The organism is Nocardioides salarius, from assembly GCF_016907435.1.
GTDB classification, from domain to species: Bacteria; Actinomycetota; Actinomycetes; order Propionibacteriales; family Nocardioidaceae; genus Nocardioides; species Nocardioides salarius.
Genome location: NZ_JAFBBZ010000001.1, coordinates 222619 through 235551 on the forward strand (window position 1 = coordinate 222619; position 12933 = coordinate 235551).

Sequence of the window (12933 nt, forward strand, 5' to 3'; positions counted from 1 at the left end):
GCTCATGAGGAGTAGGCGCTGTTCTCGTGGACGTAGGCGTGGGTCAGGTCGTTGGTCCACACGGTCGCCCGCTCGGACCCGGACTTCAGGTCGATCGTCACGCTGACCTCCCGCGAGGTCAGGTCGACGCTCTCGGGGTCGGCGTGGGGGGTGGACTGCCGGCAGACCCAGACGCCGTTCATGGCGACGTCGAGGTCGGCGGGGTCGAAGGTGGCGTCGGTGGTGCCGATGCTGGCCAGCACCCGGCCCCAGTTGGGGTCGTTGCCGAAGATCGCGGCCTTGAAGAGGTTGGAGCGGGCCACGCTGCGGCTGACCTCCACCGCCTCGTCCTCGGTGGCGGCGTTGAGGGTGGTGATCGCGATCTCGTGGTCGGCGCCCTCGGCGTCCTTGAGCAGCTGCATCGCCAGGTCGGTGCAGGCCTGGGTGAGCGCGGCGGTGAAGTCGTCGGGGCTGGGCGTGATGCCGCTGGCCCCGCTGGCCATCACGGTGACGGTGTCGTTGGTCGACATGCACCCGTCGGAGTCGAGACGGTCGAAGGAGACCCGGGTCGCGGCGCGCAGCGCGGTGTCGAGCTCGGCCGCGGGCACCACGGCGTCGGTGGTCAGGACCACCAGCATCGTGGCCAGCTGGGGCGCGAGCATGCCGGCGCCCTTGGCCATCCCGCCGATGCTCCACCCGGCGCCCTCGACCACGACCTGCTTGCTGACCGAGTCGGTGGTCATGATCGCCGCGGCCGCGTCGTCGCCGCCCTCGCCCGACAGCGCGTCGTACGCCGCGTCGACGCCGGCGAGCACCTGCTCGCGGTCGTTGGTCAGCCCGATCAGGCCGGTGGAGCACACGACCACGTCGCCGGCCCCGATGCCGACGTGCTCGGCCACCCGCTCGGCGACCGCGTGCGTGGTCTGGAAGCCCTCGGGGCCGGTGTAGCAGTTGGCGCCGCCGGAGTTGAGGACGACCGCCTTGACGGTGCCGTCCTTGACGACCTCCTGGCTCCACAGGATCGGGTTGGCCTTGCAGCGGTTGGCGGTGAAGACCGAGGCGGAGTCGAAGCGCGGGCCCGCGTTGACGACCAGCGCGACGTCCTTGGCGCCGGTCGACTTCAGCCCGGCGGGGACGCCGGCGGCGGTGAAGCCCTGGGGGGTGGTGATGCTCATCAGGGTGCCAGTCCGATCGTGGTCAGGCCCGTGCCCTCGTCGAGGCCGAGCGCGAGGTTCATGCACTGGACGGCGGCGCCGCCGGTGCCCTTGGCCAGGTTGTCGACGGCGCCGACGGCGACCAGGCGCCCGGCGGTCTCGTCGACGGTGACCTGCAGCTGCACGGTGTTGGAGCCGGTCACCGACTTGGTCTGGGGCCACTGGCCCTGGGGCAGCACGTGGACGAACGGCTCGTCGGCGTAGGCCTCGGCGTAGACCGCGTAGGCCTGGTCGGCGCTCACCTCGCCGACCAGGTCGGCCGAGCAGGTGGCCAGGATGCCGCGCGGCATCGGCACCAGCAGCGGTGTGAAGCTCACCGCGACCGTGGCGTCGGTCAACGCCGAGAGGTTCTGGGTGATCTCGGGCGTGTGGCGGTGGCCGCCGCCGACGCCGTACGCGCTGGCGTTGCCCATGATCTCGGAGCCGAGCAGGTGGGCCTTGGCGGCCTTGCCGGCCCCGCTGGTGCCGCTGACCGCGACCACCGAGACGTTGGGCTCGATGATGCCGGCGGCGACGGCGGGGGCCAGGCTCAGCGTCGAGATGGTCGGGTAGCACCCGGGCACGGCGATGCGGCGCGCACCGCGCAGCTCCTCGCGCCGGCCGGGCAGCTCGGGCAGTCCGTAGGGCCAGGTGCCGGCGTGCTCGCCGCCGTAGAACTTCTCCCACTCCCCCGCGTCGCGCAGCCGGAAGTCGGCGCCGCAGTCGATGACGACGGTGTCGTCGCCGAGCTGGGCGGCGACCTCGCCGGACTGGCCGTGCGGCAGCGCGAGGAAGACGACGTCGTGGCCGGTCAGCACCTCGATGGTGGTGGGCTCGAGCACCCGGTCGGCCAGCGGCACGAGGTGCGGCTGCAGGGCCCCCAGCGGCTGGCCCGCGTTGGACGCGCCCGTCAGCGCGCCGATCTCCACCTCGGGATGGGACAGCAGCAGCCGCAGGACCTCACCTCCGGCGTACCCGCTCGCTCCGGCCACGGCCACTCGCACTCTCGCCATGTGCATGACTATACGCAGATCTGCATGTTCATGTGCAACCGGGGGGGGTGGGCGGCGGAGAACCCGGTGGCAGTGCGGGGCGTCGCGGCCTAGGTTCGCGACCATGACGGCACTCGAGCCCACCGACCTCCTGGCGCACCTGCACCGGGAGTCAACCCGCTTCCGCGAGGTGCTCGCCACCACCCCTGCGGTGGCGCGCGTGCCGGGCTGCCCCGACTGGTCGGCCGCCGACCTGCTGTGGCACCTCACCGAGGTGCAGCGGTTCTGGGCCGAGGTGGTGCGCACCCGCCCCGCGGCGCCCGCCGAGGACGCACCGGCCCCGGTGCGCCCAGCGGCGTACGACGACCTGCTGGCGCTCTTCGACCAGCACAGCGCCGCGCTGCTCGAGCAGCTGCGCGGCGCCGACCCCGCCGAGCCGGCCTGGACCTGGTCGAGTGAGCAGACGGTGGGCTTCACCTACCGCCGCCAGGCGCTCGAGGCGCTGGTGCACCGCGTCGACGCCGAGCAGGCCGCGGGCGTGGTGACGCCGATCGACCCGGCGCTGGCCGCCGACGGGGTGCTCGAGGCGCTCGACGTGATGTACGGCGGCACCCCGCCCTGGGGACGCTTCGCCGGCGGGGGCGAGCACGTGCGGGTCGACTGCACCGACACCGGCGACCGGGTCTGGGTCGAGCTGGGCCGCTTCACCGGCACCGACCCGCGCACCGGCACGTCGTACGACGAGCCCGACATCGGGGTGGTCGGCGACCCCGGCCGCGCCCCGGACGTGGTGGTCTCCGGGCCGGCCGACCTCCTGCTCACCTGGCTGTGGCACCGTGCGGGCGCCCACGACCCCGACACCGCCGCCCGGCCCGACGTCACCGGCGACCCCGACGTGCACGCCCGCTTCGCCGCGGTCCTCGACCAGCCCCTCACGTGACCCGGCCCAGACTTCGCGCTGACCCGGCCAGGATCTCCAGCCGAGCCGGCCCGGACCGACGGGGTGTCGGTCCGGGCCGGGTCAGGGTGAGATTTGGGACGGGTCAGGGTGAAGTTTGGGACGGGTCGGCGGAAGATTTGGGACGGGTCAGCGCTGGGTGGCTCCGGTGCGCTCGGCGGCGAGGGCCACGGCGGCGTCGCGGGCGGTGGCCGCCTCGCCCTCGACCAGGGTGCGGTCGTGGGCGCGCAGGCGCAGCGCGAAGGCCAGGGACTTGCGCCCCTCCCCCACCTGGTCACCGGTGTAGACGTCGAAGAGGCGCACCGACTCGAGCAGCTCACCCGCGCCCTCGCGCAGCGCCGCCTCGACCGACGCGGCCGGCACGTCGGCGTCGACGACGAGGGCGACGTCCTCCTTGGCCACCGGGTAGGTCGAGAAGACCGGGGCGGGGCGCAGGTCGACGGCACGCTCGAGCAGCAGGTCGAGGTCGACCTCGGCGGCGACCGAGCGGGGCGGCAGGCCGAAGGCGGTGCAGACCCGCGGGTGCAGCTCGCCGGCGTGGCCGACGACGACACCCTCGACCAGCAGCTCGGCGCAGCGACCGGGGTGCCAGGGGGCCAGGGCCGCGGCCCGGGTCTGCAGCTCCAGGCCCAGCGCGTCGCTCACGCCACGGACGGCCTCGACGGCGTCGGACCAGTCGACATGGCGACCGGTGCCCCACCAGCCCGAGGCGTCGGCCTCGCCGACGGCCACCAGGCCCAGGTGCACCGGCTGGGCCGGCAGCGCCTTCTCGAGCTCCTCGAGCTCGGCGTCGGTGGGCCGGCGGTCGACGGGCAGGATCGGCGCGGGGCCGCTGCCGCGCGGCGCGGTGACCGGCGCGCTCTCGAAGACGGCGAACGACGTGGTGCCGTGGCCGACGTTGCGCTCGGCGGCGCGCAGCAGCCCCGGCAGCAGGGTGCTGGTCATGTACGGCGCCTCGGCGCTGAGCGGGTTGCTCAGCCGCAGCAGGCTGCGCCGGTCGTCGTCGGGGGTCAGGCCCAGCAGGTCGAGGTCGCCGGTGCCGATGAATGGGAAGGTCAGCACCTCGACGAAGCCCTGGCCGGCCATCGTGCGCCCGACGCGGCGGCGCAGGCGCTGCTCGCGGGTCAGGCCGCGGCCCGACGGCGGGGTCGGCAGCACGGAGGGGACCTTGTCGTAGCCGACGACCCGCACGACCTCCTCGGAGAAGTCCTGGGGGTCGGTGAGGTCAGGGCGCCACGGCGGCGGGGTGACCTGGAGGTGCTCCCCCTCGACGACCACGTCGCAGCCCACGGCGCGCAGGTGCGCGACCGCGGTCTCGTCGTCGATCGGCATGCCGCTGACCCGGCAGGCCAGGCCCGCGTCGAGGCGCACGGCGTCGCGCGGCTGGGGCGCACCGACGACGGTGACGCCGGGCTCCGCCGTGGCGCCGCCGTACGTCGTCAGCAGCTCGACCACGCGGTCGGCCGCCGGCTCGCAGGTGGTCGGGTCGGCGCCGCGCTCGTTGCGCTTGCCGGCCTCGGAGGAGATCTTGTGGCGCTTGCCGGTGCGGAACATCGCGACCGGCTCCCAGTGGGCGGCCTCGACGAGGACCCGGGTGGTGGTCGCGGAGATCTCCGTGGCCTCGCCGCCCATGACGCCGCCGAGGCCGATCACGCCGGAGTCGTCGGTGACGACGAGGTCCTCGGGGTGCAGCTCGCGGTTGCTGCCGTCGAGGGTGGTCAGCCGCTCGCCGTCGCGGGCCCGGCGCACGCGCACGGTGCCCTGCACCTTGTCACGGTCGTAGCCGTGGATCGGCCGGCCGGTCTCGAGCATCACGTAGTTGGTGACGTCGACGGCCAGCGAGATCGGGCGCATGCCGGCCATCCGCAGCCGGTCGGCGATGAAGGCCGGGGTCTCGGCGGCGGGGTCGAAGCCGCTGACGGTGCGGGCCACGAAGACCGGGCAGCCCTCGGGGTCGTCGACCTCGACGGGGTGGCCCGCGTCGTCGGCCGGGGGCAGGTCGCGCTCGACGGGGTCGCGGAACGGGGCGTCGAAGCCCAGCGCGGCCTCGCGGGCGATGCCGCGCAGCGACAGGGCGTAGGCCCGGTCGGGGTTGATCTCGAACTCGATGATCTCCTCGTCGAAGCCGAGCAGCGGACGCACGTCCTGGCCGGGCTCACCGGCACCGGGCGGCAGCACGATGATGCCGTCGTGATCGGTGCCCAGGCCGAGCTCGGCCGCCGAGCAGATCATCCCGGCCGAGACGTGGCCGTAGGTCTTGCGGGCGCTGATCGCGAACCCGCCGGGCAGCACGCCGCCGGGCAGGACCGTCACGACGAGGTCGCCGGGGGCGAAGTTGTGGGCTCCGCACACGATGCCCTGCGGCTCGCCGGTGCCGTTGGCGTCGGCGACGTCGACGGTGCACCAGTTGATGGTCTTGCCGTTCTTCTGCGGCTCGGGCTCCATGGTGAGCACGCGGCCCACCACCAGGGGGCCGGTGATCTCCTCACCGGGGCGCTCGATCGCTTCGAGCTTGAGCCCGAGCATGGTCAGTCGGTCGGTGAGTTCCTCGGTGCCCACCTCGGCGGGCAGGTCGACGTGCTCACGGATCCAGGAGACGGGTGCCTTCATGATTCCTCAGATCTCGGTTCCGAACGCGGCACTGAAGCGGACGTCGCCCTCGAAGAGCGGTCGCAGGTCCTCCAGGCCGTGGCGGAACATGAACGAGCGGTCGATGCCCATGCCGAACGCGAAGCCGCTGTAGACCTCGGGGTCGACGCCGCAGGCGGTCAGCACGCGCGGGTTCACCACGCCGCAGCCACCCCACTCGATCCAGCCCTCACCGCGGCAGGTGCGGCAGGACTCCGCATCGACGCCGCGGCACACGAAGCAGCGCACGTCGACCTCGGCCGACGGCTCGGTGAAGGGGAAGTACGACGGGCGGAAGCGGGTGTCGATGCCGTCGCCGAAGAGCTGGCCTGCGAAGTGGTCGAGGGTGCCCTTGAGGTGGGCCATGGTGATGCCCTCGTCGACCACGAGGCCCTCGACCTGGTGGAACATCGGGCTGTGCGTGGCGTCGTACTCGTCGGTGCGGAAGACCCGGCCCGGGCACACGACGTAGATCGGGGGCGTGCGGGTCAGCATGGTGCGCGCCTGCACCGGCGAGGTCTGGGTGCGCAGCACGACGTGGTGGTCGGCCGGCTCGGTCCAGAACGTGTCCTGCATGGTGCGCGCGGGATGGTCGGGGCCCAGGTTGAGCGCGTCGAAGTTGAGCCACTCGGCCTCGACGACCGGGCCCTCGGCGACCTCCCAGCCCATCGCCACGAACAGGTCGGCGACCAGCTCGGACTGCAGCGTCACCGGGTGCCGGCCGCCGGCGCGGCGCCGGTCGGTGGGCAGGGTGACGTCGACGGTCTCCTCGACCAGCATCCGCTCCTCGTGCTCGGCCTCGAGCACCACCTGGCGGGCTGCGAGAGCCTTGTTGACCGCGCCGCGCGCCTGGCCGATGCGCTGACCGGCGTCCTTGCGCGCCTGCGGGGGCAGGGCCCCGATCTCGCGGTTGGCCAGCGCCAGCGGCGAGCGGTCGCCCGCGTGCTCGAGGCGCGCCTGCTTGAGCGCCTCGAGGTCGCCCGCCTGCTCGATCGCGGCGATCGCGGCGTCACGTGCCGCCTCGACCTCCGCCGCCTGGAGCGGGGTGACCTCGACGGGGTCGTAATCGTTGTTCGGGCCCGACATCACTGCCTCTCGCTGGGTGCTCGCGCGCAGTCTACGGACGACCGCGACCGGCTCAGGCCTCGGGACCGACCGGCCACGTCACCTGCACCCGCGCGCCCCCGCCGGGCGCGTCGGTGATGGTGACCGAGCCCCCGTGGGCACGGGTCAGGCCGCCCACGATGTACATGCCCAGGCCGGAGCCTCCACGCGCCCCGCTCTTCCAGAACTTGGTGAAGACGCGGCGGCGCAGCTCCTCGGGGATGCCCTCGCCCTCGTCGTCGACGCACAGCCGCACCGCGCCTCCCGCCTCGGCGGACCCCGGGGCCCCGGCGGCCAGCGCCTCGAGCCGCACCCGCACCGTGCCGTCGCCGTGCCGCACCGCGTTCTCGACGAGGTTGGTCACCACCTGGGCCAGCTTGTCGGGGTCGGCCAGCACGTCAGGGAGGTCGCCCGGGTCCTCGAGCAGCACCGGTCGCGACGTGGCCGCCTGCACCGAGGCGACCGCCCGCCCCGCGACGACGCCCACGTCGGTGGGCCGGCGGTGCAGCTGGAGCCGCCCGGTGTCGATGCGCGCCACGTCGAGCAGCTCGGCGATCAGCCGGCTCAGGCGGTCGGAGTCGGAGCTGACCGTGGTGAGCATCAGCTTCTTCTGCTCGTCGTTGAGCTTGTCCCAGCGGTTCAGCAGGGCCTGCACGAAGCCCTTGACGCCGGTCAGCGGCGAGCGCAGCTCGTGGGCCACGGTGGCGACGAGGTCGGAGCGCTCCCGGTCGAGGCGCGCCCGGCCCCGGCCCGAGCGCAGCGTCACCGCGACCCGGTCGACCGGGTCGCGCAGCGACGTGCGGTGGATGCGCGCGGCCACCAGCACCTCGCTGCCGTCGGGCAGCAGCCACGGCTGCTCCGGCACGGCGGTGCGGGTGGCCAGCCCCTCGAAGGGCGTGTTGCAGGCGCACCACGACTCCCCCTCGCGGTCCTGCAGGCGCAGCACCTCGGGCAGCGGCCGGCCCCGGGCCGCGTCGGCCTCGACGCCGAGCATCCGGGCCGCCGGGGCGGAGACGTGCCTCACGCGCCCGTCGGCGCCGGCCAGGACCACACCGTCGGGCAGGTCGTCCAGCAGCGCCCGCGCCTCGTCGGAGGGCGGGGGCGAGTCGACCGGCGGCATGGCCCCACCCTAGGAGGCCGCCACGACCCGGGTCAGGTACGCCGCTGGGTGCGGGCGGTCTCGTAGAGGCACAGCGCCGCGGCGGTCGAGAGGTTGAGGCTCTCGGCGCGACCGTGGATCGGGATCGAGACGCGGTGGTCGGCCAGGTCGGCGAGCTCGGCGGGCAGGCCCCAGGCCTCGTTGCCGAAGAGCCAGGCCACCGGCCCGGCCAGGGGCGCGGAGTCGTAGAGGTCGCGCTCGCCGGCACCGTCGGCGGCCAGCACCTGCAGGCCCGCGGCCTGCAGCGCCCGCACCGCGGCGGCGGCGTCGGGGGCGACCACGACCGGCAGGTGGAACAGCGAGCCCACCGAGGCCCGCACGGTCTTGGGGTTGTAGGCGTCGACCGAGCTGCCGGCCAGCACCACGGCGTCGGCGCCGGCGGCGTCGGCGCAGCGCAGCACCGTGCCGGCGTTGCCGGGGTCGCGCACGTCGGCGCAGACCGCGACCAGGCGCGGAGCGGTGGACAGCACGGACTCGAGGTCGGTGTCGAGGAACCGGCACACCCCGACCAGCCCGGCCGGGCTGACGGCCTCGCTCAGCGAGGCCAGGGCGCGGTCGTCGACGAGGGTCCAGGCGACGCCGGACTCCTGCGCGACGTCGGCCAGGGCGGCGTACCGCTCGGTGGCCGCGGGGGTCGCGAAGACCTCCACCAGCGCGCCGGGCACCTCGAGGGCGCCCTCGACGGCCTTCGGGCCGTCAGCGAGGAACAGCCGCCGCTCGGAACGGACCGAGCGGCGGCTGAGCCTGCGTGCGTCCTTGACGCGGGTGTTGCCCGCGACGAGGGGAGCCGAGGGGCCCGAGGGGCCCCAGGAGGAAGTCAGGCCGAAGCCTCCGCCTTGGGGGCGTTGACGTCCTCGGGCAGGGCGTTCTTGGCGGTCTCGACCAGGACGTTGAACGCCGCGATGTCGTTGACGGCCAGGTCGGCCAGGATCTTGCGGTCGACCTCGACACCAGCCAGGTTCAGGCCCTGGATGAAGCGGTTGTAGGTCATGCCCTGGGCACGGGCCGCGGCGTTGATCCGCTGGATCCACAGCTTGCGGAAGTTGCCCTTGTTCTTGCGCCGGTCGTTGTAGTTGTAGACCAGGGAGTGGGTGACCTGCTCCTTGGCCTTGCGGTACAGGCGCGAGCGCTGGCCGCGGTAGCCGCTGGCGCGCTCGAGGGTGGTACGACGCTTCTTCTGGGCGTTCACTGCGCGCTTGACGCGTGCCATGGTGTCTCCTTGGTGCTCTGCCGACCGTGGTGGTCGACGTCAGGGCCGGTGCGCCGGCCCGGTGGTTGACGGGTGGGCGAGGCTCAGATGCCGAGCATCTTCTTGGCGCGCGCGGTGTCGGCCTTGGCCACCTCGACGGTGCCGGTCATGCGGCGCGTGACCTTCGAGGGCTTCTTCTCGAGGTTGTGGCGCTTGCCGGCCTTCTCGCGAAGGATCTTGCCGGAGCCGGTCACGCGGAAGCGCTTGCCGGCGCCGGAGTGGCTCTTGTTCTTGGGCATCTGTGTCTCTCTCTCGTTGCGTGCTGCGGCAGTTCGGTGCGGGGCCGGTGCCGGCCCCGGGCGGTGCTCAGGCCTCGATCTCGGGATCGAGGTTCTCGGAGCGACCGCGCTCCTTCTTCGGAGCAGCCTGGCGACCGGCGTTGCGCTCGGCGCGCTCCTCGGCCTCCTCGGCGGCACGCTCGGCGGCCTTGGCCTCCTTGGCCGCCTTGTGCTCGACCTTGGCCTCGGCCTTCTTCTTGTGCGGGCCCAGGACCATGGTCATGTTGCGCCCGTCCTGCTTGGGCGAGGACTCCACGAAGCCGAGCTCGGTGACGTCCTCGGCCAGCTTCTGCAGCAGCCGGAAGCCCAGCTCGGGGCGGTGCTGCTCGCGGCCGCGGAACATGATCGTGATCTTGACCTTGTCGCCGGCGTTGAGGAACCGGACCACGTGACCCTTCTTGGTCTCGTAGTCGTGCGAGTCGATCTTGGGACGAAGCTTCATCTCCTTGATGATCACGTTCGTCTGGTTGCGCCGTGCCTCGCGCGCCTTCTGGGCGTTCTCGTACTTGAACTTCCCGTAGTCCATGAGCTTGCAGACCGGGGGGCGGGCCATCGGGGCGATCTCGACGAGGTCGAGGTCAGCCTCCTGGGCAAGGCGCAGCGCGTCGGCGGTGGGAACGATGCCGACGGTCTCGCCGCTGGGGCCAACGAGCCGGACCTCCTGGACGCGGATCCGGTCGTTGATTCGGAGCTCGGTGCTGATGTGTCCTCCTGGTGGGGATGTCCTCGGAGGTCCTCGCACAGGTCCCGGCCGTGGAAGAGGGCCGAGAAATGAACAAAGGCTTCCGCTTGCAGCAAGCGGAAGCCAGTCGCGACACGTCCCCCCTGACGCGGGGTTCAGCATCTACGCACGAGCACGGGTGCTCGTCCGGGACCGGACCCGACGACCTGTGGTGCTGGCGGTCGATGCGGGTGGGAGACGATCGTGCCTGGCCTCCGCTTGGAGATCAGCCTGCCTCGCACTCCTGGCGGAGCACAGGACGGGCTGGTCGGTCGTGGTCAGACTCTAGCCGACGCAACGCCGCGCGCCCAAACCCCAGTCCCCAAGCCCCGGACCTCGGGCCGGTCAGGCCTCGCCGGGTCGCAGCCAGCCGATGCCCGCGCCCAGCCGCACCGGCTGCCACCCGGCGCCCAGCGCCTCGAGGTCGCCGCCCTGCACCACCAGCCGCGCGGGGCCGGCGACGTCGACCAGCAGCGCCGCCGCACCCTCCTGCACCGCGGCCTGGGCGGCGTACGGCGCGGTGACCGGCACGGGCCGCGCCTGCGGGTCCCAGGCGGTCATCGCGGCGGTGCCGGTGAAGGAGAGCAGGGCGGTGCGCCCGTCGGCGCCGGTGAGCAGCACCGCGGCCATGTCGCTGGACTTGTCGTGGGCCAGCCCGCGCTCGTCGACCTCGACCTCGCCGAGCAGCGCCACCACCGGCACCAGCAGCCGGGCGGTGCGCAGCACCTCGAGGCAGGCCAGGTAGGTGTCGGGGTCGCGCGGGGCCGCGTCGTACGCCGCGAGCGCGGCCACGAGGGCCGGCTCGGCCTCGCCGGTGTCGTCGGGGAAGCCGGCGCCGGCCAGCAGGCGCTGGTGCGGGGCCTGGTCCGGGGTCTGGTCCGGGGTCTGGTCATGGTCGTGGTCGTCCACTCCCCCATCATCCCTGCCGGTCGCAGCGCCCACGCGCTGGCCTCCTGTGACACCCTGGAGGCATGGACGAGGCAGCCTGGACAGCGCTCGCGATCACCTTGACCGTCGTGGGCGGTCTCGTCACGGTCTGGGCCTGGCGTCGCCGGGGTGCGGTGCCGGCCATGCGGGCCGCCGCGCTCACGCTGCTGGTGCCGGCGGCCTACCTGACCGGGACCCTCGAGATGTTCACCCGCATCGCCGGCGCGGTCTCCGACTGGGCGCTCGGGCTGGTGCTGAGCCCCGTGGTGTGGATCGGCGCGGCGCTGGCCGGCACCTCCGTGCTGCTGCTGGTCGGCGCCGGCCTGCTCGACCGGCGCTCCGGCTCGCGCCGGGTCGACGGCGCCCGGCGCGAGCAGCTGTCCTCCCCAGCCGGTGAGGCCTCGCCCGCCGACCGGGCGGGCAAGGGCAAGCCGGCGATCGACGACGACCTGGCCGACATCGAGGCACTGCTGCGCAAGCGCGGCATCTCCTGATGGCCCGCGGCACCGGCCCGGGCGACCCGGGCAGCGCGGCGGCGCGCAGCCGGCTGTGGGCCCGCCTCGACGCGGCGGTGCGCGCCCTGGAGGAGCCGGCGCCGACCCCGCTGCTGGTCGTGGACCTCGACGCCTTCGACGCCAACGCCGCCGACCTCGAGCGCCGCGCGGGCGGCACGCCGCTGCGGCTGGCCTCGAAGTCGGTGCGGGTGCCGGCCCTGATGTCGCGCGCCCTGGCCCGTGACGGCTTCCGGGGCGTGCTCGCCTACACCCTGGCCGAGGCGCTGTGGCTCGAGGAGCACGACGTCACCGACGACCTGCTGGTCGCCTACCCCACGGTCGACCGGGCCGCGCTCGCCGCGCTCGTGGTCTCGCCGCGGGCCGCGGGCCGGATCACACTGATGGTCGACGACGTGGCCCACCTCGACGTCGTCGACTCGGTGCGCTCCTCGCGGGCGGTGCCGGTGCGGGTCGCGCTCGACGTCGACGCCGGGCTGCAGGCCGGCGGCCGGCACGTCGGCCCGAAGCGCTCGCCGCTGCGCGACGCCGAGGCCGTGGCCGCCCTGGCCCGCGAGGTCGTCGCCCGGCCCGGCTTCACGCTGGTCGGGGCGATGACCTACGAGGGCCAGGTGGCCGGGGTGCCCGACGACGTGCCGAGCGCCCGGGCCCGCTCGCTGGTGGTGCGCCGGCTCAAGGACGCCTCGCTCGCCCAGCTGGCCGAGCGGCGCCGACAGGTCCACACCGCGCTCCTCGACCTCGTCGGGCCCGAGGGGCTCGAGCTGTGGAACGCCGGCGGCTCCGGGTCGGTCGAGACCAGCGCCGCCGACCCCGTCGTCACCGAGGTGGCGGCCGGCTCCGGGCTGCTGGTCCCGACCCTGTTCGACCACTACCGCTCCTTCGCCCCGCGACCTGCCGCGTTCTTCGGGGTCCCGGTGACCCGGCGCCCCTCCGCCGACGTCGCGACCGTGCACGGCGGCGGGCTGGTGGCCTCGGGAGCGGCCGGCCCCGACCGGCTGCCGACCCCCTGGGCTCCCCCCGGCCTGCGCCTGACCGGTCTGGAGGGTGCCGGCGAGGTGCAGAGCCCGCTGGTGGGTCCCTCGGCGGGGATGCTCTCGATCGGCGACCTGGTGTGGTTCCGGCACGCGAAGTCCGGCGAGCTGTTCGAGCACGGCCGCAGCGTGCGGCTGCTGACCGGCGAGCGCTTCGAGGCGGAGGTGGAGACCTACCGTGGCCTCGGTCTCGCCTTCTGAG

Annotated in this window: 13 protein-coding genes; 3 read left to right on the forward strand and 10 right to left on the reverse strand. The window is 73.9% G+C overall.

Annotation, left to right across the window (positions count from 1 at the left end):
* Nucleotides 1-2: 2 nt before the first annotated feature.
* On the reverse strand, nt 3-1154 hold the full coding sequence (gene argJ / locus JOE61_RS01115; RefSeq protein ID WP_193670760.1) for a bifunctional glutamate N-acetyltransferase/amino-acid acetyltransferase ArgJ: 1152 nt from the start codon (nt 1152-1154) through the stop codon (nt 3-5).
* On the reverse strand, nt 1154-2191 hold the full coding sequence (argC, locus tag JOE61_RS01120) for an N-acetyl-gamma-glutamyl-phosphate reductase (RefSeq protein WP_193670761.1): 1038 nt from the start codon (nt 2189-2191) through the stop codon (nt 1154-1156). Before argC ends, argJ begins: the two co-directional genes overlap by 1 nt.
* Before the next feature lie 97 nt (nt 2192-2288).
* Here argC and JOE61_RS01125 point away from each other — a divergent pair, with 97 nt between their 5' ends.
* Nucleotides 2289-3104 (forward strand): maleylpyruvate isomerase family mycothiol-dependent enzyme, encoded by an 816-nt coding sequence (locus tag JOE61_RS01125; RefSeq protein WP_193670762.1) that lies wholly within the window; start codon nt 2289-2291, stop codon nt 3102-3104.
* Nucleotides 3105-3251: 147 nt separating this feature from the next.
* Here the strand turns inward: JOE61_RS01125 and pheT are convergent, their stop codons facing one another.
* From pheT to JOE61_RS01165, 8 genes are all read right to left on the reverse strand, one after another.
* Nucleotides 3252-5732 (reverse strand): phenylalanine--tRNA ligase subunit beta, encoded by a 2481-nt coding sequence (pheT, locus tag JOE61_RS01130; RefSeq protein WP_193670763.1) that lies wholly within the window; start codon nt 5730-5732, stop codon nt 3252-3254.
* Between the two features lie 6 nt (nt 5733-5738).
* Entirely contained in the window at nt 5739-6836 is a 1098-nt protein-coding gene (pheS, locus tag JOE61_RS01135; protein ID WP_193670764.1) for a phenylalanine--tRNA ligase subunit alpha, read from the reverse strand.
* Between the two features lie 52 nt (nt 6837-6888).
* Nucleotides 6889-7974, reverse strand: a complete 1086-nt coding sequence (locus JOE61_RS01140; RefSeq protein ID WP_193670765.1) for a sensor histidine kinase — start codon at nt 7972-7974, stop codon at nt 6889-6891.
* Nucleotides 7975-8006: 32 nt separating this feature from the next.
* Nucleotides 8007-8834, reverse strand: coding sequence for a TrmH family RNA methyltransferase (locus JOE61_RS01145; RefSeq protein ID WP_193670812.1), 828 nt, complete (start codon nt 8832-8834; stop codon nt 8007-8009).
* Entirely contained in the window at nt 8831-9223 is a 393-nt protein-coding gene (gene rplT, locus JOE61_RS01150; protein ID WP_179616426.1) for a 50S ribosomal protein L20, read from the reverse strand. Before rplT ends, JOE61_RS01145 begins: the two co-directional genes overlap by 4 nt.
* Nucleotides 9224-9306: 83 nt before the next feature.
* The gene (gene rpmI, locus JOE61_RS01155) at nt 9307-9501 is read right to left on the reverse strand and encodes a 50S ribosomal protein L35 (RefSeq protein WP_179616425.1); all 195 of its coding nucleotides are present in this window, start codon (nt 9499-9501) and stop codon (nt 9307-9309) included.
* A 67-nt stretch (nt 9502-9568) separates the two neighbouring features.
* Nucleotides 9569-10282, reverse strand: coding sequence for a translation initiation factor IF-3 (gene infC / locus JOE61_RS01160; protein ID WP_307822741.1), 714 nt, complete (start codon nt 10280-10282; stop codon nt 9569-9571).
* A 324-nt stretch (nt 10283-10606) separates the two neighbouring features.
* Complete coding sequence (locus JOE61_RS01165; protein ID WP_193670767.1) at nt 10607-11170, reverse strand: SseB family protein; 564 nt, start codon at nt 11168-11170, stop codon at nt 10607-10609.
* A 62-nt stretch (nt 11171-11232) separates the two neighbouring features.
* Between JOE61_RS01165 and JOE61_RS01170 the strand changes: the two genes are divergently transcribed.
* Both JOE61_RS01170 and JOE61_RS01175 read left to right on the forward strand, forming a co-directional pair.
* Nucleotides 11233-11682 (forward strand): cellulose synthase, encoded by a 450-nt coding sequence (locus JOE61_RS01170; protein WP_193670768.1) that lies wholly within the window; start codon nt 11233-11235, stop codon nt 11680-11682.
* Nucleotides 11682-12932, forward strand: coding sequence for an amino acid deaminase/aldolase (locus JOE61_RS01175; protein WP_193670769.1), 1251 nt, complete (start codon nt 11682-11684; stop codon nt 12930-12932). Before JOE61_RS01170 ends, JOE61_RS01175 begins: the two co-directional genes overlap by 1 nt.
* Nucleotide 12933 lies beyond the last annotated feature (1 nt).

What these genes read in the sequence shown, in the direction of transcription:
- argJ (WP_193670760.1), bottom strand. Translation starts at nt 1,154, where the DNA reads ATGAGCATCACCACCCCCCAGGGCTTCACCGCCGCCGGCGTCCCCGCC.
- argC (WP_193670761.1), bottom strand. Translation starts at nt 2,191, where the DNA reads ATGCACATGGCGAGAGTGCGAGTGGCCGTGGCCGGAGCGAGCGGGTAC.
- JOE61_RS01125 (WP_193670762.1), top strand. Translation starts at nt 2,289, where the DNA reads ATGACGGCACTCGAGCCCACCGACCTCCTGGCGCACCTGCACCGGGAG.
- pheT (WP_193670763.1), bottom strand. Translation starts at nt 5,732, where the DNA reads ATGAAGGCACCCGTCTCCTGGATCCGTGAGCACGTCGACCTGCCCGCC.
- pheS (WP_193670764.1), bottom strand. Translation starts at nt 6,836, where the DNA reads ATGTCGGGCCCGAACAACGATTACGACCCCGTCGAGGTCACCCCGCTC.
- JOE61_RS01140 (WP_193670765.1), bottom strand. Translation starts at nt 7,974, where the DNA reads ATGCCGCCGGTCGACTCGCCCCCGCCCTCCGACGAGGCGCGGGCGCTG.
- rplT (WP_179616426.1), bottom strand. Translation starts at nt 9,223, where the DNA reads ATGGCACGCGTCAAGCGCGCAGTGAACGCCCAGAAGAAGCGTCGTACC.
- rpmI (WP_179616425.1), bottom strand. Translation starts at nt 9,501, where the DNA reads ATGCCCAAGAACAAGAGCCACTCCGGCGCCGGCAAGCGCTTCCGCGTG.
- JOE61_RS01170 (WP_193670768.1), top strand. Translation starts at nt 11,233, where the DNA reads ATGGACGAGGCAGCCTGGACAGCGCTCGCGATCACCTTGACCGTCGTG.
- JOE61_RS01175 (WP_193670769.1), top strand. Translation starts at nt 11,682, where the DNA reads ATGGCCCGCGGCACCGGCCCGGGCGACCCGGGCAGCGCGGCGGCGCGC.